Here is a 21430-nt window from a genome sequence, read left to right on the forward strand (position 1 = left end):
AACGTCTGACAAGCTGGTGCGGTGCGAATCGAGCGGCTCGGCGACCTGGGCACGGCACCGCAGGTGCTGCGCGCGGTCGGTGCCGCCGCCGTGCGGTGCGGGCTGCCGCCGCCGGCCGCGTTGACCGGCGAGTGGTTCGGCAGCCGGGCCGTGATCGCGCCCAGCGTGGCCGTCGAGCCCGTCGACCCCGTCGAGGTGTTCGACGTCTCTCCCGGCCGGCGGTGCGAGGCAGTGGGCGGCGGCTGGATCGGATATCTGTCCTACCCGGATCCCGGTGCCGACGACCTGGGTCCCCGGATTCCGGAGGCTGCCGGCGGCTGGACCGACTGCGTCTTGCGTCAGGACAACACAGGGCAGTGGTGGTTCGAGAGTCTTTCCGGCGCCCCGATGCCGGGCTGGCTGACCGAGGCGCTGACAACACCCGCGCCGGAGCGCCACTGCCGCATCTTCTGGCAGACACCTGACCGGCAGACGCACCGCGCCGGGGTGCTGGCCTGCCTGGAGGCCATCCGGGCCGGCGAGGTGTATCAGGCGTGTGTGTGCACCCGCTTCACCGGAACCGTCACCGGCGCCCCGCTGGACTTCTTCGCCGACGCGGTGGCCCGCACCGGCCCCGCGCGGGCCGCCTACCTGGCCGGCGGCTGGGGCGCCGTGGCCTCGCTGTCGCCCGAGCTGTTTCTGCGCCGCCGCGGCGAGGGCGTGTCGTCCAGCCCGATCAAGGGCACCCTGCCGCTCGACGCCCGCCCGTCGGCGTTGCGCGCCTCGGCCAAAGACGTCGCGGAAAACATCATGATCGTGGACCTGGTCCGCAACGACCTCGGGCGGGTGGCCGTCACCGGCACCGTCACGGTCCCCGAACTCTTGGCGGTGCGGCCCGCGCCCGGGGTGTGGCACCTGGTGTCGACGGTCTCGGCGCGGGTGCCGCAAGAGCTGACCATGTCCGAGTTGCTGGACGCGGCCTTCCCGCCCGCCTCGGTGACAGGAACCCCCAAACACCGTGCACGCCAGCTGCTTTCGGAGTGGGAACTGTCTCGTCGTGGCGCTTACTGCGGCACCGTGGGTTTGGCGTCACCGCTGGCCGGCTGCGAACTCAACGTCGCGATCCGCACCGTGGAATTCGATGCCGCCGGTGGCGCGGTGCTCGGGGTGGGCGGCGGTATCACCGCCGATTCGGATCCCGACGCCGAATGGCAGGAGTGCCTGCACAAGGCCGCCCCGATCGTCGCCGCCGGTCAGTCCCGGGCACGCAGCACCGCGTCGTAGAGCTCACGCCGCGACACCGCACCGGGCGCCTCGGCGATCGCCTGCGCGCAGGCGTCTTTGACCCGCATGCCCTCGCCGGTCAGTCGATTGACCTCCGCGACCAGCGCCGGCAGGTCGGCACGCGGCGTCGCCCCGGCCAGCACCACGGTAATCTCCCCCAGCACGCCGTCCACCGCCCAGTCGGCCAGCTCTGCCAGCGTCCCGCGCCGCACCTCCTCGTGGGTCTTGGTCAGCTCGCGGCACACCACCGCCCGCCGGTCACCGCCCAGCGTGTCGGCCGCGTCGCGCAGGCAGTCGGCCAGCCGCCGCGGCGATTCGAAGAACACGCAGGTGCGTCGTTCGCCGGCCAGCGTGGCCAGCCATGCCCGGCGCGCCGCCGGCTTGCGCGGCGCGAAACCCTCGAAGCAGAAGCGCTCCGATGCCAGACCCGACACCGCCAGCGCGGTCGTCACCGCCGAGGGGCCGGGCAGGCAGCTCACCGGCAGCCCGGCCTCGACGCACGCGACCACCAGGCGGTAACCCGGGTCGCTGATCAACGGCATCCCGGCGTCGCTGACCACCAGCACGGTGGCCCCGGCCTCGATGTCGGCGATCAGCGCCGGCACCCGTGTCGCCTCGTTGGCGTCGAACAGGCTGACCACCTTGCCGGCGATGCGCACGTCGAGCGCCTTGGCCAGCGTCCGCACCCGCCGGGTGTCCTCGGCGGCCACCACGTCGGCGGTGCCAAGTGCCGCCACCAGCCGCGGCGAGGCGTCACCGGGCTGGCCCAGCGGGGTGGCACCCAGCAGCAATCGACCGTCGGCCATGGCGCACAGCCTACGATCGTGGGGATGAGCGCTCCGACCGCTACCAGCTCCGCGGCCGTGCCGGAGCGCACCGCTCCGGTGATCAGCCCGGGACTGCTGGTGCCGGTGGCCGATTTCGGGCCGTCCGACCGTGCCCGCGGCTGGGCGGTGACAGCCGCGGTCACCACGCTGGCCGCGGTGACCCGGTTCTCGAACCTGTACACCCCGACCGATGCCGGCACCCCGATCTTCGACGAGAAGCATTACGCGCCGCAGGCCTGGCAGATGCTGCACAACCACGGCGTCGAGGACAACCCCGGCTACGGCCTGGTGGTCCACCCTCCGGTCGGCAAGCACCTCATCGCGATCGGCGAGGCGCTGTTCGGCTACAACGGGTTGGGCTGGCGCTTCACCAGTGCGCTGCTCGGGGTGCTCGCGATCGCACTGCTGGTGCGGATCGTGCGCCGGATGACCCGATCCACCCTGGCCGGCGGGATCGCCGGGCTGCTGCTGGTCGGAGACGGCGTCAGCTTCGTGGCGGCGCGCACCGCGCTGCTGGACGGCTTCTTGACCTTCTTCGTGGTGGCGGCGTTCGGGGCGCTGATCGTCGACCGCGATCAGGTACGCACCCGGATGCACAACGTGTTGACCGAAGGCCGTTGCGGCGCAACGCCGTGGGGCCCCCGGCTTGGGGTGCGCTGGTGGCGCTTCGGCGCCGGGGTGCTGTTGGGTCTGGCCTGCGCCACCAAGTGGTCCGGACTGTATTTCGTGGTGTTCTTCGGGGCGATGTCCCTGGCCTTCGACGTGGCTGCCCGCCGGCAGTACCGGGTTCGCCGGCCGTGGCTGGGAACGCTGCGCCGCGATGTCGGCCCCACCGCCTACGCGATGGTGCTGATCCCGTTCGGGGTGTATCTGGCGTCGTATGCGGCGTGGTTCGCCTCGGAGACGGGCGTGGACCGCCACGAGGAAGGGCAGTCGATCGGGCTGGAGAGCCGGTTCCCGGTGCCCGACGCGCTGCGGTCGCTTTGGCACTACACCTATCAGGCCTATCACTTCCACTCCGGCCTGACCAACGCCGCCGGCAACCACCATCCCTGGGAGTCCAAGCCGTGGGCCTGGCCGATGTCGCTGCGCCCGGTGCTCTACGCGATCGACCAGCACGACGTGCCGGGCTGCGGGGCGCAGTCCTGCGTCAAGGCGGTGATGCTGGTGGGCACGCCGGCGATGTGGTGGCTGGCGGTGCCGGTGCTGGGCTACGCATTGTGGCGAGCCCTGGTGCGCCATGACTGGCGCTACGCCGCGGCGCTGGTGGGCTACTGCGCCGGCTGGCTGCCGTGGTTCGCCGACATCGATCGGCAGATGTACTTCTTCTATGCGGTGCCGATGGCGCCGTTCCTGGCGATGTTGCTGGCGTTGATCTGCAGCGACATCGTCACCGACGGGCTTTCGCGCGGCGAGGAGCGGCGCACGCTCGGGCTGATCGCGGTGTGCTGTTACGTCGCACTGGTACTGACGAACTTCGCCTGGTTGTACCCGATCCTGACCGGGGTGCCGATCTCGCCGGCCACCTGGAACATGCAGATCTGGCTGCCCAGCTGGTCGTAGCGTCCGTGGCCCGTCGGCGCTGAACGCAATCTCGACGAATCGAACAGGCGTGCGATAGGCTGGCGGCCGTGGCGGTACCGGTACAGGAGTCGCTGTTCGACCTGAGTGAACGCCGGCAGCTGGGCGACGGCGCCTGGCTCGATGTCCGCCCCAACTGGGTGACCGAAGGCACCGATCTGGTCGCCGAACTGCGATCCGCGATTCCGTGGCGGGCCGAACGCCGCCGGATGTATGACCGGCTGCTCGACGTTCCCCGGCTGGTCAGCTTCCACGACCTGGCCGTCGACGACGCGCCCCACCCGGCGATCAGCCGGCTGCGCCGCCGGCTCAACGACATCTACGCCGGGGAACTCGGTGAACCGTTCGCCACGGTGGGCTTGTGCCTGTACCGCGACGGCGACGACAGCGTGGCCTGGCATGGCGACACCCTCGGCCGCGGCGCGACGCAGGACACCATGGTCGCGATCGTCAGCGTCGGCGCCACCCGCACGTTCGCGCTGCGTCCCCGGGGCGGGGGCGCCGCACTGCGGCTGTCGCAACACCACGGCGACCTGCTGGTGATGGGCGGCTCCTGCCAGCGCACCTGGGAGCACTCGATACCGAAGACGGCCACACCCGTCGGCCCGCGGATCAGCATCCAGTTCCGGCCGCGCGGCGTGCGGTAGCTCGAAAGATCAGCCCCGCACCGCGGCCACCGCGGCCACCAGCAGTTCGCGGGCTCGGGCGGTGTCGACGGGGATGACCGGCCTGTCCGGCGCCACCAGCGGGTTGGCGGTCACCAGCACCTGATACGGCCCGAAGTACGCCGAGTAGTTGTACAGCTCGCCGACGCGGGACTTGCCTCCGGCGACCGCCTCGACCACCCGGTGCACCCCGGTGGTCTGCACGCCGTCGATGTGCGGCGCCTCGACCGTTTCGACCAGACCGCGCATCCGGTCGCCGGCGAAGCCGATCCGGCGGCAGGACTTACCCGGCTCGTTGAACGGGACCGGCTCGGAGGTCTCCAGGGCGATGGTGATGAAGCGATTGCCGTTACCTTCGGCGGCCACCGCGGCCATATTGCCCTGCACGCCCTGCGGCAGTTGCTGGCTGACTGCGAACCTCGAGCAGTCGGCGGGCTCGAACTTCAAGCCCGGCGGCAAAGTGTTGGCCGCCAGTAACTTCGGGTCCAGACCGGTGGGCGCGATGGCCTTGACCTGAAACTCCGGGCCGAAGGAGGATTTCACGTCGGCCACTTTGCCGATGTCGGCGGTCACCTCGGCGGGATCGGAGCTGCATGCGGCGAGCAAGCCGACACAGCCCACTGCCAGCACCGCGCGAAGGTTCAACATCGCAGCCAATCTACCCAACGCCGCCCAGCTCGGGTGGCGGCGGTCACCCCACGGCCTGGATAGCTTGGCGGCCAACCTCTTTGATCTGTTCGGTCACGTCTCGGCCGAACGGCAGCTGGTCGTTGCCGGGCACATCGATGACCGTCGTGACGACGCCCGGATCATCCCGCTCCCAATAGGCGCCCAGGTGGTCCAGGATGGCGCGCATCGGCGCGTTCTCCGACAGCACTCGCGCGGTGAACTTCTCGATGCCCTCCAGCCGGGCGATGACCGCCACCGCCCCCACCAGGTAGGTGCCGATGCCGCGGCCCTGATAGCTGTCACTGACGATGAAAGCGATCTCGGCGACGGTCGGATCCGCGGTGTCCCGGACGAAGCGGCCGTCGGCGACGAAGGAGCCGTCGGGCTCGGTGACCACCCAGACGAAGTGGTCGACGTAGTCCACCTCGAACAGGTAGTGCATCAGCGTCGGACTCGGGGTGCGCGTCGACATGAACCGTCGGTACAGCGTTTCGCCGGAGAACTTGACATGGTCCTGGACGGTTCGCGCACTGTCGCCGGGCAGCACCGGCCGCAGTAACAGCGCGGTGCCATCGCGGGCCCGGATCGGCACGGCCTCGATGTAGGCGGCCAGTCGTTGACGCGCGATGCGCACCAGCCTGCCCATGACCTCCGGGATCTGCAGCATCTCGTCGAAGGCCCGCTCATCGCCGATCCAACCGGTCAGCGGCGTCGCGGTGGTGACCGTCGCGGTCCGGCGGCCCTTGCGCAACAGCGCGATCTCCCCGACCACCATCCCGGCCGACACCTCGCTGACCACTACCGCGCCGTCGTCTCCGACATGCTTGACCTGGGCCGATCCCGACGAGATGAGCAAAAAGGACACCGCCGGCTCGCCTTGACGCATGAGTTCGGTTCCGGTGCCGGCCTGCAGCGGCTGCAAGCCGGTGACCAGCCGCGACAGCTCGACTTGGCTGCAACCGGCGAAGATCTCCATCGCCGCGAGCTCAGTGGTGGACAGCGCCTCGCGCACCCGGTCTCGCCGCGACATCGCCATGGATCGCTCCGCCTTTGTTCGCCAATCAAGGCTAATCGGTGCCCTCGGAACGGTAATGATTTAACAGCGACGTAACCAACTCGATTTCGGCGTTAGCGTTGAAGGCGGCTAGCCTGTGCCCGCTGACAGCGACACGCGAGGAAGAGATCACAGGACATGAGCGAACTGAATCCGAGGCTGCACGAAATCTATGATGAGGTGCTGCGCCGTAACCCCGGCGAGGCCGAGTTCCACCAGGCCGTTTTCGAAGTACTCAGCAGCCTCGGCCCGGTGGTCGCCAAGCACCCGGACTACGTCGACAGCGCGGTCATCCGGCGGATGTGCGAACCTGAGCGCCAGATCATCTTCCGGGTGCCGTGGCTCGACGACAACGGCAACGTGCAGATCAACCGCGGTTTCCGGGTGGAGTTCAACTCCGCGCTGGGCCCCTACAAGGGCGGCCTGCGGTTCCACCCGTCGGTCTACCTCGGGATCGTCAAGTTCCTCGGCTTCGAGCAGATCTTCAAGAACTCGCTGACCGGCCTGCCGATCGGTGGCGGCAAGGGCGGGTCGGACTTCGACCCCAAGGGCTGCTCGGACAACGAGATCATGCGGTTCTGTCAGTCGTTCATGACCGAGCTCTTCCGGCACCTGGGCGAGTACACCGACGTCCCCGCCGGCGACATCGGCGTCGGCGGCCGTGAGATCGGCTACCTGTTCGGCCAGTACAAGCGGATCACCAACCGCTACGAGTCGGGCGTGCTGACCGGCAAGGGCTTGACCTGGGGCGGGTCGCAGGTCCGCACCGAGGCGACCGGTTACGGCGCCGTGTATTTCACCGACGAGATCCTCAAGACCGCCAAGGACTCCTTCGAGGGCAAGCGGGCCGTGGTGTCCGGCTCGGGCAACGTGGCGATCTACGCGATCGAGAAGATCCACCAGCTGGGCGGCGTCGTGGTGGCGTGCTCGGACTCCAGCGGCTACATCGTCGACGAGAAGGGCATCGACCTGGAGCTGCTCAAGGAGGTCAAGGAGGTCAAGCGCGATCGCATCGAGGCCTACGCGACCGCCCGCGGCGGGGCGACGCAGTTCGTCAACAACGGCGGCTCCATCTGGGACGTGCCTTGTCAGATCGCGTTCCCGTCGGCCACCCAGAACGAACTGGACGGCACCCACGCCGCCGCGCTGGCCAAGAACGGCTGCAAGATCGTCGCCGAGGGCGCCAACATGCCCTGCACCCCGGATGCCGTCAAGCTGTTCACCGAAGCCGGTGTGACGCTGGCCCCGGGCAAGGCGGCCAACGCCGGCGGTGTGGCCACCAGCGCGCTGGAGATGCAGCAGAACGCCTCGCGTGATTCGTGGAGCTTCGAATACACCGAGCAGCGCCTGGCGGCGATCATGCAGAGCATCCACCACCGCTGCCTGGTCACCGCCGACGAGTACGGCGCCCCCGGCAACTACGTGGTGGGGGCCAACATCGCGGGCTTCATCCAGGTCGCCGACGCGATGACCGCGCTGGGCCTGATCTAACCCCTGTTGACTCTGCGGCTACCCGACGGTCCTCTCGCACTTTTGCCCGGTAGCCGCAGAATCAACTGCTTTCAGACGTAGCATCGCCGGTATGAATTGGATTCTGCGCACTGCCGCCCTCGCCGGTGTCGCGTCCATGGCGCTGCTGTGCGGCCCGCCGGCCCACGCCGACGACGCCAGCTACATCGCCGCCCTGGACGCCAACGGCGTCTTCCGGTCCGGTCCGCCCAATGCCCGGCTGTCGGCGGGGCACCGGTTCTGCAACCAGTTGCGCAGCGGCGCCACGGTCGACCAGGTGGTGGACGCCTACGCCCGCCGCCCGTCGTTCGGCGGACCGTCGATGGTCGACGACCTGACGGTCAACCTGCGCCCGGTGATCGACATCGCTCAGCACGAACTGTGCCCTGACACCCTGACCTAAGCTGCCGGAGTTCGCTTTAACGACTATCCGCGCAACCCACACTCACCCAGCTGGCACGAGCACCGGAAAACCGACCGCAACTATCTTCTGGACGGAAACGGCTGCGGCCGAAACTGAATCTCGTGCCCACCCGGCGCACCTAGTCCGTGCCGGGCCCGCCGTCACCGGGTTCTGGGTCGAGCTCGGCATCGAGCATCTCGTCGACGAGTGGGATATCGATGTCACCGCCGGGATCCACCACCGGCGCCCACCGGCCGGGATCGAGATCGTACTTTTCGGTGAGGAACCGTAGCCGGTAGGCCTGCTGGGCCCGCTCGAACGTCCGCTGCGCGATCCGGGCGTTGAGTCCGCCGTTGACGACCGCACCGAGTACCGGAACAGCCTGCGCCAACTTGTGTTTGGCCATCCGGAATCCCAGCGCCACCGAGATCTGCTGGATTACGTTGTCCGCTTGCTGCGATTGGAGGTGGCGCCACGACGCCTGCCGCATCATCTGCTGTGTCAATCGCGACAGCGATGCCAGCGCTGCCGCCTTCTCGGCGGGGCTTCCCGCGGCAGAGTAGGCGATCACTCCGGACGCGAAGGCCTGCTCGCCTGGCTCCCGCACGTCGTAACCGTAGTGCGCTGCAACCAATGCCACGATGCGGCCCATCCCGACCATCACGGCGGTGACGTCAGCGACGACCGCCGACGCCGCGACCGTCATGCTCGTCCCGCCGGTGACCGCGCTCGACACCACCGAGCCCGTCACCGCCAGCGAGGACGCCGCACCTCCGGCCACCGCGAGCGCGATGTAGCGCTCCTTGCGGCGCGGAACCGAGCGGTCGCAGTGCTGCAGGTCGAGTTGGCGGACCTCGTCGTAGGACGCCACCACGACGCCCTCGTCGGCGAACATCCCAAACACGTTGTCCGGCTTGACCGAATTGAGTCCCCGCTCGACCAGCACGGTGTGCAGGGTCTCCATCGTCTTGCTGGTCAGATCGTCGACCTTGCCGATGACGGCGGTGGCCCCCGGGACTTGTTCGACGGTCGACCGGGCTTGGGCGGCCAACTCCTGGGCGCGTTGCTTGATGCCCCGGCTCAGGCTTTCGAACCGGCCGGATCGCTCAGGCCTGATGGCGGCGTCTAGCAGCGCATCCCAGGCTTTGCGCTCGTAGTCGGACATGCCGGGCTGAACCGTCTGCGCCACGACCCAAATGCTACCGGCGAAAATTCGTTGACGCCCGTCATTGACGACCGTCAGCAAAGCGCGTACGGTGCGGATATGCAGCCACGAGGGGAACTGACCATGCCGCCACCGGCTGCCGGGGGCGTCCGGGAAACTCGGCGACTCGAAACCCGCGCGCGGCTATTCGACGCCGCGCTGGCCGAGATCGCGCAACGCGGCCTGGCCGCCGCTGACGTCAGTGCGATCGCTGCTGCCGCGGGCGTGGTGAGGGGAACGTTCTACTTCCACTTCCCCACCAAGGAGCACGTCCTCATCGAAGCGGAGCGCAACGAGGAGACGAGGATCATCAGCGAGCTCGGCGAAGCCGATGGCGACCTGACGTCCGTACTTTCTCAGCTGGTACACCACGTACTCGGCGCTGAACACCGTTTGGGTGCAGCGGTTTTCCAGGACATGCTCGGTCTGCATTTCTCGTCGTCCCGTCCGGTCGAAGACGAACTGGCGCAACACCCGCTTGCCGAGTTTCTGGTTGGCGTGATCGCGCAAGCGCAGCACTCAGGGCAGGTCTCGTCGGATCTCGAGGCGGCGGAGCTCGGAGCATTCTTCCTGACAGGACTATTCGCCCTGCTGGCCACCGGCGCGCACGACGAGGCACTGCTGAACCGTTACGTGACGACGATTGTCAAGGGAATGGAGAACCGATGAATCGCACCGGCATTGAGGGCTACCGGGACTACCTGGCCGAACGAGATGGCGAAGCGGACCTGCTTAACAGACGATTGACCAATCGAGAACGGTTTTTCGAGGAGCTCGAAGCGAATCCCGTCCGGTCCGCTCACCCTGCCGACCGGCCAACCTTCCTTCGCAACCTGCGGCGCCGGCGGCCCGAGCCCGGCCTGGACCGCAAGATGCTGTTCTTGTTGGCGACCGCCAAACTCAATCAGGCGGAGCGGTTCGGCGTCGGCCTGGGCGAGACCTACGGCCGCAACAGCGACGAGAGTCTGCCGCCCGAGAACGTCTACCTCGAACTCGAAGAGCACTACCACACCCGCCTGCTGGCATACGCTCTCGACGTATTCGGCGTGCCCTTCCAGGTCGTGCCCCCGCCGCTTGTGATGCGACAGTTCGTCAAAACCGGCGTGTTTCTCCCCGAGCGGCTCGGCTTCGTGTTCGTCGGAGCGGCAGAGATGGCGGGCTGCATCATGTTCGACGAACTGCGCCGCCTCGGCGCCGAACTGTTCGCGGACGAACCCGACGTCGCCGAACGAATCACGTTGCTCTACAGCGAGATTCTCACCGACGAGATCGGTCATGTCGGATACTGTGCATCGCGCTGCACATCGGCAGAGCGGGCGTTCATGCGGCGCCTCTACCCATTGATCGGGCGATTGGTCGCCCGGCAGACCGCCGAGATCAGCCTTCTGATCGACCCGAAGGCGTTGCGTGCACGCTTGAACCGACCTTTTGACGTGCGGGAACTGACCGCCGGCCTGGACAATCAGACGTATCTCGTCACCCACCCGTGAGCGACGTCAGCGGATATTGAGCTCCAACCGTTCAAGGCGGCGGACCAAGATGCTGGGCTGCCATCGGCCAACGTCGGCCGCGTCGATCCATGTGGTCTGTTCGAGCAGCATCCGCAAGACGATCCGGGCCTCCAAACGGGCCAACGAGGCCCCAACGCAGAAGTGCGCGCCCTTGCCGAAGGCCGCGTGCCCCCGCACGGCGCCGCGGTCGAGCCGGAACTCATCAGGTGTGTCGAAATGCCGGGGATCGCGATTAGCTGCTCCCCACATCAGCAGCAGGTGCGAATCCGCGGGCAATTCGACGCCGGCCAGCGTGGTGTCTTTGACCACGTGTCGATAGTGACCGCGAAACGGCGATTCGTATCGCAGGGTTTCCTCGATGAACGCACCCAGCAGTTCTGGGCGGTCTCGAAGCTGCTGCTGCACGCCGGGGCGGTCGGCCAGAACCCAAGCGGCGCTGCCGAGCAGCGAAGCGGTGGATTCGCCGGCTGCGCTGAACAAGGTGAGCATGATCGCCAGCGCGGGAAGCTGTTCCAACTCCCCAGATTTGGTGCGGGCGGCGAGGTCGCCGATCAACCCCGGCCGGGGTTCCTCGGACGCCTTCTCGAAATGCTCCAGGACATAACCGGACAGTTCCATGGCGGCCATGCCGGCCGCCTCTAGCTGGGCCGCACTGACGATTCCGTCGAGCAGGGTGGTGGTCGCGTACCCCAGCCGGATCAACTTGTCGACATCGTCATCGGGTAGCCCGAGCAGGTGAGCCACCACCGTCATGGGCAGCCGGTTGGCGATGGTGCTCATCCATTCGATGCGCCCGTCACCGCTGGCCTGACACCAGAGCCGCTTGGCGGTCGCCTCGGCGAACTCCTCGATGACGCGCACCCGCTTCGCGGACAGATGCGGCAGCAGCAACTTCCTGTGCTGCGCGTGCAGCGGGTCGTCGGCGGTGGCCATCGCATGCATCGGCCCGCCGAGCGGCCCCATGTCAAACGGTGTCACGGTCCCGTCGTCGTGGTAGACCATCGTGGCAGTCAGGTTCGACGAGAAGTCATCGACGCGTTCCACGGCTTCCATGACGGCGTCCCAGCTGCACACCGCGAAGAAGACGGAATCCCCGATCCGATTCACCCCCGCGCGGCTCCGCATCACGTCGTACAACGGGTTGGGGTCCTGGATTGCCTCGCTGCTGAAGAAGTCGGTCGGGTTCACCACGGCACGCATGGCCCCAAGGTTGTACCCCCCCGTGACCTGCGTCAACGGTCCGCGCGGAAGTTGCAAGGCGGGTTCGGTAACGGTGCGGCCGGGCGTTCTTCACCCACCGGGCTGACCAGCAGCGCCGATGAGAAGGAACTCGGATATATTCTCACCGTGATAAAACCACTCCATGATTTCGCCGCCGGGAAATGAGCGACCCGTGACGGTGAACGACTGGCTGATCGGGAGGGACCGACACAGCGAGGGTGCTGAGCGGATTTACACAGCAGCCGCTGACCTCATGTCGCGTCAGGGCTACGACGCTTTCAACGTGGACGCATTGGCTGCCCGCGTGCACTGTTCACCGGCGACCATCTACCGCCATGTCGGAGGTAAGTCGGCGATCCGTGACGCGGTGCTGAGCAGGCAGGCCGAACGCATCCTCGACTCGGTGCGCGAAGCCATCGTGGGGTTGACGGGTTCGGAACGCATCGTCACCGCCACCACCGTCGCCCTGCAGCGCATGCGAGCCGACCCGCTCGCGAAGATCATGAGCTCCATGACCGGCCCGCCCGGTAGCGGGTGGCTGACCGACTCTCCGGTGATCGCCCGCTTCGCCACGGAAATGGTGGGTGCCGACAATCCCGACCCGCTGGCCGCGCAGTGGCTGATCCGCGTGTTCCTGGCGCTCTGGTACTGGCCGCTGGGCGACGGCGACGCCGAAAAGGCCGCGATACGCCGATTCCTCGGTCCGCCCTATAAGGTCCCCGAACCGACCTGACCTGCTCAAACTCTGTGGAGCTAAGGGGAATCGAACCCCTGACCTTCTCGATGCGAACGAGACGCGCTACCAACTGCGCTATAGCCCCTGACGGCTTGTCAGATTACCAGCCGCAGGCCGGTCCCCTGAAACCGAGACGCTACTGACCGGACGCCCGCGGCAGGTCGCCGCCCCAGTCGTACCCGCGGGCTGAGGCCGCGTACTCCAGGTGCTCGAACACCGGGTCCTCATCGTCGATTTCCAGCACCGCGACGCCGGGGCGCCGCAGCCGCGACGGCACCACCTCGAACGCCTCGGGGCGTGCGTTGTCGCGCTGCGCCCGCGGACGCTCCGAACGCCGGGCCCGACGCGCGCGCACCTGCTGCTCGATGCGGGTCTGCCGGCGCAGGTAGGCCAGATAGAGCACGGTCGCCCCGGCCGCACCGCCAAAGATCCACCACGCCGTCGGCGCCACGGTGAACGCCGTGAGCGCCGAGAACACCAGGACCACCGCCAGCGACATCAGCACCCGCTTGCGGAACTCGTACTTGCGGGCGCTGACGGCCGCGGCCGTGTTGGTGTCGTACCGGCGTGGCCGCGCCGCTGGCGGCGCCGCTGAATCGGCTTCGGCCTCCAAACCTGAGCTGTCCTCGACGTATTCGTACTCGTGGCCCTCGGCTTCCGCCTCGACAACGGCTTCCGGTTCGTCCTCCGCCTCTGCTTCGGCCTGAGCTTCGGCCTCCGCCTGAGCTTCGGCCTCGGCCTGGGCCCGCGCTTCCGCCTCCGCCTGAGCTTCCGCCTCCGCCTGGGCCCGCGCCTGCGCTTCGGCCTCGGCAGCCAAACCCACCTCCGAGAGCGGCAGCACGTCGGAATCGTCGGCGACGACTTCGACGTCGAGAACGTCGAGGTAGTCCAGCTCGCCCTGCTCACCGGCCGCGGCGACGAACACCCTCGGCTCGCTCTCGGCCGGCTCGTCCTCGTCGATGTCGTCGTCAACCTCGGCGTCGCTGCGCTGCCAGTCGGGATCACTGCGGTGACCGGCGGCCGGGCCGCCGCGCTTGAGCAGCCGTGCGCTGGACCCACTGGTCAGCACCCGGGTCGCCAACGCCACGTCACTGGTGCGACGCACCGCGTCTCGTTTGCTGACCAGCATCGGCACCAATACGAACAGCCAGAGGACCACCAGTGAGATCCAGAGCAATGATTGCGGGATGCTGGGCATGGTGCCTGCTCCTTTCCCAGCCAAGGCTAGGTCTGCTGGCCCACACTGCCGGACGGCGCGCCGAGCCAATTACACAGATGTAATTTACTCGCTGACCTCGATAGTCACAACTATCACACGGGCAACACGGGGGGCCAATTCGTTCAGGCCCAGCCGGCCCGGCCGGCCTGCACCAGCGCCGAGGTCACCGAACCGGTGATCTCCTCGGCCGTGATCGCCACCAGCAGGTGGTCCCGCCACGCGCCGTCGACGTCCAGGTAGCGCTGCAGCAGACCTTCCTGACGAAAGCCGGCCTTGGCCAGCACCGCCCGGCTAGCGGTGTTCTCCGGCCGGACGGTGGCCTCCACCCGGTGCAGCCGCACCGGCCCGAAACAGTGGTCGAGCCCGAGCGCCACCGCCCCGGTCGCCACGCCCCCGCCGGCCACCGCACTCGACACCCAGTAGCCGATCCAGGCCGAACGCAGCGCACCGTGCGCGATGTTGCCGACCGTCAACTGCCCGCAGAAGCGACCGTCGAGCTCGATCACGAACGGAAGCATCCGCCCGTACCGGGCCTCGGTGCGCAGGCTCGAACACACCGGCGGCCACGCCGCCGAACTGTGCCGGGTGACCCAGTCCGCTTCGACGCTGGGCTCCCACGGCTCCAGGTGGGCCCGGTCGGCCAACCGGATCCGGCTCCAGGCCACGCCGTCGCGCATCCGCACCGGCCGCAGCCGGATCACCCCCGCGGCCACCCGCAGCGGCCCGAGCACCGTCGGCCAGCCGGGGTGCTGGACGGCCTTGAAAGGCCACAGGTTGACCAGCATGCGCCCGGACTCAACCGCGCTGAGCCAGGAAGGCGACGTCCACCATATCCCCGGCGCCGATCTGCTCGATGTCCTCGGGAACCACCACCAGACAGTTCGCTTCGGCCAGGGTCGCCAGCAGATGCGACGAGGTGCCCCCGAGCACCTGCACCAGGTACTCGTCGGTTTGCTCGTCGCGCATCAGCTGACCTCGCAGATAGCCCTTGCGCCCGGGCATCGAACTGATCGGGCCCAATGTCCGCGCCCGCACCATCCGGCGCATCGGCTCGCGTTTACCCAGCGACAGCCTGATGAGCGGACGGATCATCACCTCGAACACCACCAGCGCGCTGACCGGGTTGGTCGGCAACAGGAACGTCGGGACCCCTTCCGGTCCCAGCTGGCCGAAACCCTGCACCGAGCCGGGATGCATCGCGATCCGGGTGACTTCGAGCTCGCCGAGATCCGACAACGCCGCGCGTACCCCGTCGGCCGCGGCGCCGCCCACTCCGCCGGCGATCACCACCACCTCGGCCCGGTTGAGCTGTCCCTCGACCACCTCGCGAAGCTTGGTGGGGTCGCTGCTCACGATCCCGACGCGGTTGACCTCGGCCCCGGCGTCCCGGCCGGCCGCCGCCAGCGCATAGGAGTCCACGTCGTAGACCTGCCCGTTGCCGGGCGTGCGGTTCACATCGACCAGTTCGCCGCCTACCGCCAGCACCGACAGTCGCGGGCGTGGGTGGACCAGCACCCGGTCGCGGCCGACCGCGGCCAACAGGCCCACCTGAGCCGCGCCGACGACGGTTCCGGCGCGGACGGCGACATCGCCGGGCTGCACGTCGTCACCGACGCGGCGCACGTAGTCGCCGGGGCGCACCGCTCGCAGCACCCGGACCCGGGAGTTGCCACCGTCGGTCCAGCGCAGCGGCAGCACCGCGTCGGCGAGGGTGGGCATCGGCGCCCCGGTCTGGATCCGGGTCGCCAGCTTGGGCTGCAGCCGGGTCGGGGTGCGCGCCCCGGCCTCGATGGTGCCCAGCACCGGAAGCGTGATCGGTGCGTCAGCGCCGCCGTCGTCGCGCTCGGCGCCTCCCGAGCTGTCGCCGATCGCGTCGGCACCGAGTACGTCGACACTGCGCACCGCGTAACCGTCGATGGCGGCCTGGTCGAAGGCGGGCATGGGCCGCTCGGCGATCACCTCTTCGCCGCACATCAAGCCCTGCGCCTCGGCGATCGCCACCCGGACCGGACGGGGCGCCACCGCGGCAGCCGACACCCGGGCCTGTTGCTCCTCAACCGAACGCACGGCGCGCCTTTCTCAAAACCTCGGTCCGATTCTCCGCTGACGGTCCCCTCAGTTCTCCGCCAAGCCCAACCGCGCCACCAACCACCGGCGCAGGTCCGGACCGTAGTCATCACGATCCAGGGCAAAGTCAACCGCAGCTTTGAGGTAGCCGCCCGGATTTCCCAGGTCGTGTCGCGAGCCGCGGTGGACCACGACATGGACGGGGTGGCCCTCGGCGATCATCAGCGCGATGGCGTCGGTGAGCTGTACCTCCCCGCCGGCGCCGCGGTCGATGCGCCGCAACGCGTCGAACACCGCCCGGTCCAGCACATAGCGGCCCGCGGCGGCGTACATCGACGGCGCGTCGGCTGCCCTCGGCTTCTCGACCATGCCCTTGACCCGCAACACGTCGGGACTGTCAGCCCACTCTCCGGAGGGAACGGGCTCGACGTCGAAAACGCCGTAGGCGCTGACCTCGTCGGGGCTGACCTCGATCGCGCACAGCACGGTGCCGCCCCGGAGGCCCCGCACCTTCGACATCGTCTCCAACACCCCGGTGGGCAGCACCAGGTCATCGGGGAGCAGCACGGCGACCGCATCCTCGTCGGCGGACAGGGTGGGCTCGACGCAGCTGATGGCGTGACCCAGGCCCAGCGGCTCGGCCTGCACCACCGATTCCACCTTGATCAGCTGCGGGGCGCGGCGCACCTTGGCCAGCATCGCCTTCTTGCCGCGCGCCTCCAGCGTGCCTTCCAGCACCAGGTCTTCGACGAAGTGCGCGACCACCCCGTCCTTGCCCTCGGAGGTGATGATCACCAGTCGCTCGGCGCCGGCCTCGGCGGCCTCCGCGGCCACCAGTTCGATCCCCGGGGTGTCGACGACGGGCAGCAACTCCTTGGGCACCGTCTTGGTGGCGGGCAGAAAACGGGTACCCAAACCGGCCGCCGGCACAATGGCGGTACGCGGAATGGAAGCGTTCGGCGTGGGCATTGTTCACACGATAACCGCAATCACCTCCAGCTCCGCCCCTGGCGGTGGGCGAGCCGGGACTGACAGGCTGAAGGCGTGACCGACAACGCGGCGGCGACCGCCAAATCCGCCCTGCGCGCGCGCCTGATCGCGGGGCGGCGCGCCCTGGCGCCCGAAGTGCACGACGCCGAGGCCCGCGCGCTGGCCGGCCACCTCGAGCAGCTCGCCGCCGGCGCCCACACGGTCTGCGCCTACCTGCCGGTGGGCAGCGAACCCGGATCCGCCGCCATGCTCGACGGGTTGACGCGGCGCGGAATCCGGGTGCTGCTGCCGGTGGTGCGCACCGAGGACGACGGCACGCCGCTGCCACTGATGTGGGGCCCGTACCGGCCCGAAACCCTGGTCGCCGGACCCTTCGGCCTGGTCGAACCGGCGCGGCCCTGGCTACCGGCCGAAGTGCTGGCGGAGGCGGATCTGATCGTCGTCCCGGCACTGGCCGTCGACCGCCGGGGCGCGCGACTGGGCCGCGGCGCCGGCTTCTACGACCGCTCCCTGCTGCTGCGCAGGCCGCAGACCCCGCTGGTGGCGGTGGTGCGCGACACCGAACTGCTCGACGAGTTGCCGGCCGAGGCGCACGACGTGCCGATGACCCACGCGCTGACCCCGGGACTCGGCGTGGTGGCCCTGGCGTGATCCCGACGGCCCGGCCAGGAATGCACAAGACCGGATAGCGGTTCTAGCACTTAGCACGGTAGAGTGCTAACCCGATTGTCCCATTCACGGAGGTTCGCGTGCCCACCTACAGCTACGCCTGCACCGAGTGCAGCAACCGCTTCGACGTGGTCCAGGCCTTTACCGACGACGCGCTGACCACCTGCGAGGAGTGCAACGGTCGGCTCCGCAAGATCTTCGGCAAGGTCGGCGTGGTGTTCAAGGGCAGCGGCTTCTACCGCACCGACAGCCGCGACGCGGGCAAGTCGTCCAACGGCAGCAGCTCGGCCAAGACCGGAGTCTCGAGCGACTCCGGCAGCGGCTCGGGTGAGGGCGCCACCAAGTCCGCCGACAAGTCCTCCGGCGACAGCGGCACCAAATCAGCCGACAAGCCCAAGGCGAGCACCGCGTCCACCACCGCTGCCGCCTCCGCGTAACCAGTTATCCACAAGCCGACTCCCGCCGGCGAGCAGCGGGCGGGTCGGCCGTTTAGCGTGACCGCCATGGGCGAGTCGCTCAACCCGAGCTTGGCCAGCCGGTTCTCGCAGTTGCTGCGCCCGGATTGGGCCCGCACCATGCTGGCACGGCGAGTGGTCGCCGGCGGGCTGGTGGTGTTGGCCGGTGTCGCGACGATCCGCTCCGACCCGCAGGGCGATCGGGTCGACGTCGTGGTGGCCAGTCGCGACATCGCCCCCGGCACGCCCTTGACCGCCGAGGATGTCTCGCTCGAATCCCGCTCGGCCCGAACGGTTCCCGATGGGGCCGCCACCGACCTGTCATCGGTGCTGCACACCACCCTGGCCGGGCCGGCGCGCCGCGGCGAACTACTCACCGACGTCCGTCTACTGGGCAGCCGCCTCACCGAGGCAGCCGTCGGGCGAGACGCCCGCATCGTCGGCGTACACCCGGCCGACGCCGCGTTGACCGATCTGGTGCGCACCGGCGACATCGTCGACATCGTGGCGGCCGATGACGCCTCGGATCCCTCGGGCGCACCGAAGGTGCTGGCGACCGGCGGAATCGTAGTGCTGGTGTCGGACAAGCAGCATCACGACGACCGGGTGGTGCTGGTTGCGCTGCCGGCCACCGCCGCGGTGGCGGTGGCCGGTGCCACGCTGGCTCAAGCCGTGACGCTCACGCTGCGCTGAACGGCCTCACGCCGCGGCAGGCTGCGGGCTGGCGCAGAACTTGCACTTGGTCGCCTCCGGGTCGATCTCCGACTTGCACTCCGAGCAGGTCTTGGTGGGTGCCGGGTCCCCGAACACCGTCTTGCCGCGCCGCTTCTGAATGTGCTTGTAGGGCAACACGATGACGAAGTAGATGGTCCCCATGAAGACGATGAAGTAGATGATCGCCGAGATGAACGCCCCCAGGTCGATGAACGTCGCGGCGTTGCCTTCTTCGCCGAGCTGATAGCCCAACCCCAGACCGGAGGAGTCCGGCTGCAAGCCCGCGACCAACGGGTTGATCACGCTGTCGGTGAAGGCTTCGACCAGGTTGGAAAACGCCAGCGCCACCACCAGACCGATGGCCACGGTGATGACGTCATCACGCATCAGGAAATTCTTGAATCCCTTGAGCACCGTAATCCCCTTCTGTACGAGTCCACTGCCAAGCGGCGCCACACCGCCTACGGCGAACCGTAATATCCGCTGCTGGACCGGTACGGGGAATTAGACGAAGTCGAATCTCAACCGTGATGCGGCGGGACGTTGTCCCGCAGCCACCGCTCGCGCTCCTCGGCCTCCCGCGCGTCGTCCGGATCGCGCTCGTCGGAGGACTCCTGGTGCTCGCCGAGGCCGGGCATGGCGGCTATATCTCGAGGCTGGACAGCTGACCGATGATCGCGGTCGCCAGCGGGATCAGCGTCGCCATGCCGTCACGCACCGAGGCACGGGAACCGGCCAGGTTGACCACCAGGGTGCTGCCCGAGACCCCGGCCAGACCGCGCGACAACCCGGCGTCGGCGATGCCGGCGGACAGCCCGGAGGCGCGCAGCGCCTCGGAGATCCCGAGGATCTCGCGGTCCAGGATCTCGCGGGTGGCTTCGGGGGCGACGTCACGCGGGGTGACACCGGTGCCACCGACCGATACCACCAGGTCGACTCCGCCGATCACCGCGGTGTTCAGCGCGTTGCGGATCTCCACCTCGTCGGCGGAGACGGCGACCACGCCATCGACCAGGAACCCGCCCTCGGCCAACAATTCGGTGACCAAGGGACCGCTGTGGTCCTCATCGCCGTGCGCGGTACGGTCGTCGACCACGACCACGAGCGCACGGCCTGCGAGTTCTGGCGTCTGTTCCATGGATGCAACCGTATATCGCCGAATGCCGACGGTTCAGCGAGGCTCGACGAAGAAGAGGCGAAGCCGGAGCCGCCGCATCAACCCGCCGGACTCACCGCTCCCGTCACTGCTGGGCTTTACCGAGGGTGACCTGCACGGTCTTGGACGCCCCACCGGCATCCAGGAAGGTCAGCGTCACCTGGTCACCGGGCGCCTTGGACCGCACGGCGGCGACCAGCGCGTCGGCACTGCCGATCGGGCGCTTGTCGAACGCGGTCACCGTCACGCCTTCGGGCAGACCGGCTTTCGCCGCCGGCTCACCGGGCACCACCTCGACCACCTTGGCGCCGTGCAGGCTGCGCTCGCTGGTGACCCGCACCCCCAGCGAGGCGTGCGACGCCGTGTGATCGGGCGAGTTGATGAGTTCGTCGGCGATCCGTTTGGCCTGGTCCACCGGGATCGCGAAGCCCAGGCCGATGGATCCGCTCTGGGCTTCGGCGGAGTCGCCGCCCATCGTCGCGATCGCGGAGTTGATGCCGACCAGGTCACCGTTCATGTTGACCAGCGCCCCGCCCGAGTTGCCCGGGTTGATGGCGGCGTCGGTCTGGATCGCATCGAGCACGGTGTTCTGGTTGCCGGCCTCACCGCTGGTGGACACCGGCCGGTTGAGGGCGCTGACGATCCCGGTCGTCACGGTGCCCTCCAGGCCGAGCGGCGACCCGACAGCCACCACGTGCTGACCCACCCGCAGGTCTGCCGAGGAACCGAGCGTGATCGGGGTCAGGTCGGAGACGTCCTGCACCCGCACCACCGCGATGTCGCTGGCCGGGTCCGTCCCGACCACGCTGAACGGCGCGGTGCGTCCGTCGGCGAACGTCACGGTGGTCTTCGGCCCCGCCTTGGACATCGCATCCGCCTTGGCCGCGGCGGCCACCACGTGGTTGTTGGTCAGGATCATCCCGTCCGCCGACAAGATGATGCCCGAGCCCTCCTCGGACTGACGTCCCAGATCGGTCTCCAGCATGACGACGCTGGGCACTACTTTGGCCGCAACCTTCTCCACCGAGCCGTCCGGCAGGGTCACCGCCGCGGGCACGCCCGGGGACTGGAAGCTCGTCGAGTGGCCGCCACCGGCGACCGGCTTGTGATCGGAGTGCATCGCCGACCCCACCACGCCGCCGGTCACACCCGACACCACGGCGATGGCGGCCGCACCGAGCACCAGTGCTCCGCCGCGGGGGCGTTTCGGGGGCACGCCGGGGCTCGGGACCGGTGGCCGGCCGTAGGAGGCGCCGTAGGCGGGCCGGTACTGCTGTTGAGCCTGTTGCTGTGCCTGCTGGTGGGCCTGCTGTTGGGCCTGCTGTTGGGCCTGCTGTTGGGCATAGCGCCAGTCGTACGACTGCGAGTACGGGCCCTGCGCGCCCCGGCCGGCGTAACCGGCCGGACCGTGTTGCTCCGTGCCCTGCGCGCCGGTCGGGTTGGACCGTTCCGGCTGCTGGTGCGACGGCGGGTACCCGGGGTAGTTCGTCATGTCTGCTGCCTACTCCTAAAGAAGC

23 protein-coding genes and 1 tRNA gene are annotated in these 21430 nt (G+C 68.7%); 11 read left to right on the forward strand and 13 right to left on the reverse strand.

The annotated features are described in order from the left end of the window. Nucleotides 1-21 precede the first annotated feature (21 nt). A complete protein-coding gene (locus tag AWC24_RS04485; RefSeq protein ID WP_085082459.1) occupies nt 22-1263 on the forward strand; it encodes an aminodeoxychorismate synthase component I in 1242 nt (413 codons plus the stop codon). Here AWC24_RS04485 and rsmI read toward each other — a convergent pair. Next, nucleotides 1233-2069 carry a 16S rRNA (cytidine(1402)-2'-O)-methyltransferase gene (gene rsmI / locus AWC24_RS04490; protein ID WP_085082461.1) on the reverse strand — a complete coding sequence of 279 codons (837 nt, stop codon included), beginning with the start codon at nt 2067-2069 and terminating at the stop codon, nt 1233-1235. The two genes, AWC24_RS04485 and rsmI, sit on opposite strands and share 31 nt — an antisense overlap. Nucleotides 2070-2093: 24 nt before the next feature. On the opposite strand from rsmI, the gene AWC24_RS04495 reads away from it, so the two are divergent. Both AWC24_RS04495 and AWC24_RS04500 read left to right on the forward strand, forming a co-directional pair. Next, nucleotides 2094-3653, forward strand: coding sequence for a dolichyl-phosphate-mannose--protein mannosyltransferase (locus AWC24_RS04495; RefSeq protein ID WP_085082463.1), 1560 nt, complete (start codon nt 2094-2096; stop codon nt 3651-3653). 68 nt (nt 3654-3721) lie between these two features. Then, the gene (locus tag AWC24_RS04500; RefSeq protein ID WP_207568303.1) at nt 3722-4318 is read left to right on the forward strand and encodes an alpha-ketoglutarate-dependent dioxygenase AlkB; all 597 of its coding nucleotides are present in this window, start codon (nt 3722-3724) and stop codon (nt 4316-4318) included. A gap of 9 nt (nt 4319-4327) precedes the next feature. Here the strand turns inward: AWC24_RS04500 and AWC24_RS04505 are convergent, their stop codons facing one another. After that, nucleotides 4328-4984 (reverse strand): DUF5642 family protein, encoded by a 657-nt coding sequence (locus AWC24_RS04505; RefSeq protein WP_085082468.1) that lies wholly within the window; start codon nt 4982-4984, stop codon nt 4328-4330. A gap of 43 nt (nt 4985-5027) precedes the next feature. Next, the gene (pat, locus tag AWC24_RS04510; RefSeq protein ID WP_085082470.1) at nt 5028-6041 is read right to left on the reverse strand and encodes an acetyltransferase Pat; all 1014 of its coding nucleotides are present in this window, start codon (nt 6039-6041) and stop codon (nt 5028-5030) included. Between the two features lie 156 nt (nt 6042-6197). Between pat and gdhA the strand changes: the two genes are divergently transcribed. Together gdhA and AWC24_RS04520 are read left to right on the forward strand one after the other, a co-directional pair. After that, nucleotides 6198-7550: an NADP-specific glutamate dehydrogenase gene (gene gdhA, locus AWC24_RS04515; RefSeq protein ID WP_085082472.1), complete on the forward strand. Its 1353-nt coding sequence runs from the start codon at nt 6198-6200 to the stop codon at nt 7548-7550. 91 nt (nt 7551-7641) lie between these two features. After that, complete coding sequence (locus tag AWC24_RS04520; RefSeq protein ID WP_085082474.1) at nt 7642-7971, forward strand: DUF732 domain-containing protein; 330 nt, start codon at nt 7642-7644, stop codon at nt 7969-7971. Nucleotides 7972-8110: 139 nt separating this feature from the next. Here AWC24_RS04520 and AWC24_RS04525 read toward each other — a convergent pair whose 3' ends face one another. After that, nucleotides 8111-9160, reverse strand: coding sequence for an EcsC family protein (locus AWC24_RS04525; RefSeq protein ID WP_085082476.1), 1050 nt, complete (start codon nt 9158-9160; stop codon nt 8111-8113). 75 nt (nt 9161-9235) lie between these two features. On the opposite strand from AWC24_RS04525, the gene AWC24_RS04530 reads away from it, so the two are divergent. Together AWC24_RS04530 and AWC24_RS04535 are read left to right on the forward strand one after the other, a co-directional pair. Next, nucleotides 9236-9844 carry a TetR/AcrR family transcriptional regulator gene (locus tag AWC24_RS04530; RefSeq protein ID WP_085082478.1) on the forward strand — a complete coding sequence of 203 codons (609 nt, stop codon included), beginning with the start codon at nt 9236-9238 and terminating at the stop codon, nt 9842-9844. Next, nucleotides 9841-10665 (forward strand): hypothetical protein, encoded by an 825-nt coding sequence (locus AWC24_RS04535; protein ID WP_085082480.1) that lies wholly within the window; start codon nt 9841-9843, stop codon nt 10663-10665. Before AWC24_RS04530 ends, AWC24_RS04535 begins: the two co-directional genes overlap by 4 nt. Nucleotides 10666-10671: 6 nt before the next feature. Here the strand turns inward: AWC24_RS04535 and AWC24_RS04540 are convergent, their stop codons facing one another. Beyond that, on the reverse strand, nt 10672-11886 hold the full coding sequence (locus tag AWC24_RS04540) for a cytochrome P450 (RefSeq protein ID WP_085082482.1): 1215 nt from the start codon (nt 11884-11886) through the stop codon (nt 10672-10674). 193 nt (nt 11887-12079) lie between these two features. On the opposite strand from AWC24_RS04540, the gene AWC24_RS04545 reads away from it, so the two are divergent. After that, nucleotides 12080-12640 (forward strand): TetR/AcrR family transcriptional regulator, encoded by a 561-nt coding sequence (locus AWC24_RS04545; RefSeq protein WP_174813631.1) that lies wholly within the window; start codon nt 12080-12082, stop codon nt 12638-12640. A 15-nt stretch (nt 12641-12655) separates the two neighbouring features. Here AWC24_RS04545 and AWC24_RS04550 read toward each other — a convergent pair. From AWC24_RS04550 to AWC24_RS04570, 5 genes are all read right to left on the reverse strand, one after another. Beyond that, a tRNA-Ala gene (locus AWC24_RS04550) sits at nt 12656-12728 on the reverse strand. Nucleotides 12729-12779: 51 nt separating this feature from the next. Next, nucleotides 12780-13841: a divisome protein SepX/GlpR gene (gene sepX, locus AWC24_RS04555; RefSeq protein WP_085082486.1), complete on the reverse strand. Its 1062-nt coding sequence runs from the start codon at nt 13839-13841 to the stop codon at nt 12780-12782. A 143-nt stretch (nt 13842-13984) separates the two neighbouring features. Further along, nucleotides 13985-14647, reverse strand: a complete 663-nt coding sequence (locus AWC24_RS04560) for a GNAT family N-acetyltransferase (RefSeq protein ID WP_085082488.1) — start codon at nt 14645-14647, stop codon at nt 13985-13987. A 10-nt stretch (nt 14648-14657) separates the two neighbouring features. Further along, complete coding sequence (glp, locus tag AWC24_RS04565; RefSeq protein ID WP_085082490.1) at nt 14658-15929, reverse strand: molybdotransferase-like divisome protein Glp; 1272 nt, start codon at nt 15927-15929, stop codon at nt 14658-14660. A gap of 48 nt (nt 15930-15977) precedes the next feature. Next, nucleotides 15978-16898 carry a UTP--glucose-1-phosphate uridylyltransferase gene (locus tag AWC24_RS04570; RefSeq protein WP_085082492.1) on the reverse strand — a complete coding sequence of 307 codons (921 nt, stop codon included), beginning with the start codon at nt 16896-16898 and terminating at the stop codon, nt 15978-15980. Between the two features lie 75 nt (nt 16899-16973). On the opposite strand from AWC24_RS04570, the gene AWC24_RS04575 reads away from it, so the two are divergent. From AWC24_RS04575 to AWC24_RS04585, 3 genes are all read left to right on the forward strand, one after another. Then, complete coding sequence (locus AWC24_RS04575; RefSeq protein ID WP_085082494.1) at nt 16974-17570, forward strand: 5-formyltetrahydrofolate cyclo-ligase; 597 nt, start codon at nt 16974-16976, stop codon at nt 17568-17570. Nucleotides 17571-17668: 98 nt separating this feature from the next. Beyond that, the gene (locus tag AWC24_RS04580) at nt 17669-18025 is read left to right on the forward strand and encodes an FmdB family zinc ribbon protein (RefSeq protein WP_085082496.1); all 357 of its coding nucleotides are present in this window, start codon (nt 17669-17671) and stop codon (nt 18023-18025) included. 66 nt (nt 18026-18091) lie between these two features. Further along, nucleotides 18092-18736, forward strand: coding sequence for an SAF domain-containing protein (locus tag AWC24_RS04585; protein ID WP_085082498.1), 645 nt, complete (start codon nt 18092-18094; stop codon nt 18734-18736). Between the two features lie 6 nt (nt 18737-18742). Here AWC24_RS04585 and AWC24_RS04590 read toward each other — a convergent pair whose 3' ends face one another. The 3 genes from AWC24_RS04590 to AWC24_RS04600 all read right to left on the reverse strand — a co-directional run bounded on the left by AWC24_RS04590 (nt 18743) and on the right by AWC24_RS04600 (nt 21405). Continuing rightward, nucleotides 18743-19171, reverse strand: a complete 429-nt coding sequence (locus AWC24_RS04590) for a large conductance mechanosensitive channel protein MscL (protein ID WP_085082500.1) — start codon at nt 19169-19171, stop codon at nt 18743-18745. 229 nt (nt 19172-19400) lie between these two features. Further along, nucleotides 19401-19895 (reverse strand): MogA/MoaB family molybdenum cofactor biosynthesis protein, encoded by a 495-nt coding sequence (locus AWC24_RS04595; RefSeq protein WP_085082502.1) that lies wholly within the window; start codon nt 19893-19895, stop codon nt 19401-19403. 103 nt (nt 19896-19998) lie between these two features. Continuing rightward, on the reverse strand, nt 19999-21405 hold the full coding sequence (locus tag AWC24_RS04600) for a S1C family serine protease (protein WP_085082504.1): 1407 nt from the start codon (nt 21403-21405) through the stop codon (nt 19999-20001). Between the last annotated feature and the right edge of the window lie 25 nt (nt 21406-21430).

The organism is Mycolicibacter senuensis, from assembly GCF_002101885.1.
Classification (GTDB): domain Bacteria; phylum Actinomycetota; class Actinomycetes; order Mycobacteriales; family Mycobacteriaceae; genus Mycobacterium; species Mycobacterium senuense.

Bases quoted from the DNA above. Each gene is read 5' to 3' on its own strand.
- pat (WP_085082470.1), bottom strand. From the start codon at position 6,041: ATGGCGATGTCGCGGCGAGACCGGGTGCGCGAGGCGCTGTCCACCACT.
- sepX (WP_085082486.1), bottom strand. From the start codon at position 13,841: ATGCCCAGCATCCCGCAATCATTGCTCTGGATCTCACTGGTGGTCCTC.
- AWC24_RS04495 (WP_085082463.1), top strand. From the start codon at position 2,094: ATGAGCGCTCCGACCGCTACCAGCTCCGCGGCCGTGCCGGAGCGCACC.
- AWC24_RS04570 (WP_085082492.1), bottom strand. From the start codon at position 16,898: ATGCCCACGCCGAACGCTTCCATTCCGCGTACCGCCATTGTGCCGGCG.
- AWC24_RS04535 (WP_085082480.1), top strand. From the start codon at position 9,841: ATGAATCGCACCGGCATTGAGGGCTACCGGGACTACCTGGCCGAACGA.
- AWC24_RS04560 (WP_085082488.1), bottom strand. From the start codon at position 14,647: ATGCTGGTCAACCTGTGGCCTTTCAAGGCCGTCCAGCACCCCGGCTGG.
- gdhA (WP_085082472.1), top strand. From the start codon at position 6,198: ATGAGCGAACTGAATCCGAGGCTGCACGAAATCTATGATGAGGTGCTG.
- AWC24_RS04505 (WP_085082468.1), bottom strand. From the start codon at position 4,984: ATGTTGAACCTTCGCGCGGTGCTGGCAGTGGGCTGTGTCGGCTTGCTC.
- AWC24_RS04585 (WP_085082498.1), top strand. From the start codon at position 18,092: ATGGGCGAGTCGCTCAACCCGAGCTTGGCCAGCCGGTTCTCGCAGTTG.
- AWC24_RS04595 (WP_085082502.1), bottom strand. From the start codon at position 19,895: ATGGAACAGACGCCAGAACTCGCAGGCCGTGCGCTCGTGGTCGTGGTC.
- rsmI (WP_085082461.1), bottom strand. From the start codon at position 2,069: ATGGCCGACGGTCGATTGCTGCTGGGTGCCACCCCGCTGGGCCAGCCC.
- AWC24_RS04530 (WP_085082478.1), top strand. From the start codon at position 9,236: ATGCAGCCACGAGGGGAACTGACCATGCCGCCACCGGCTGCCGGGGGC.
- AWC24_RS04520 (WP_085082474.1), top strand. From the start codon at position 7,642: ATGAATTGGATTCTGCGCACTGCCGCCCTCGCCGGTGTCGCGTCCATG.
- AWC24_RS04540 (WP_085082482.1), bottom strand. From the start codon at position 11,886: ATGCGTGCCGTGGTGAACCCGACCGACTTCTTCAGCAGCGAGGCAATC.
- AWC24_RS04600 (WP_085082504.1), bottom strand. From the start codon at position 21,405: ATGACGAACTACCCCGGGTACCCGCCGTCGCACCAGCAGCCGGAACGG.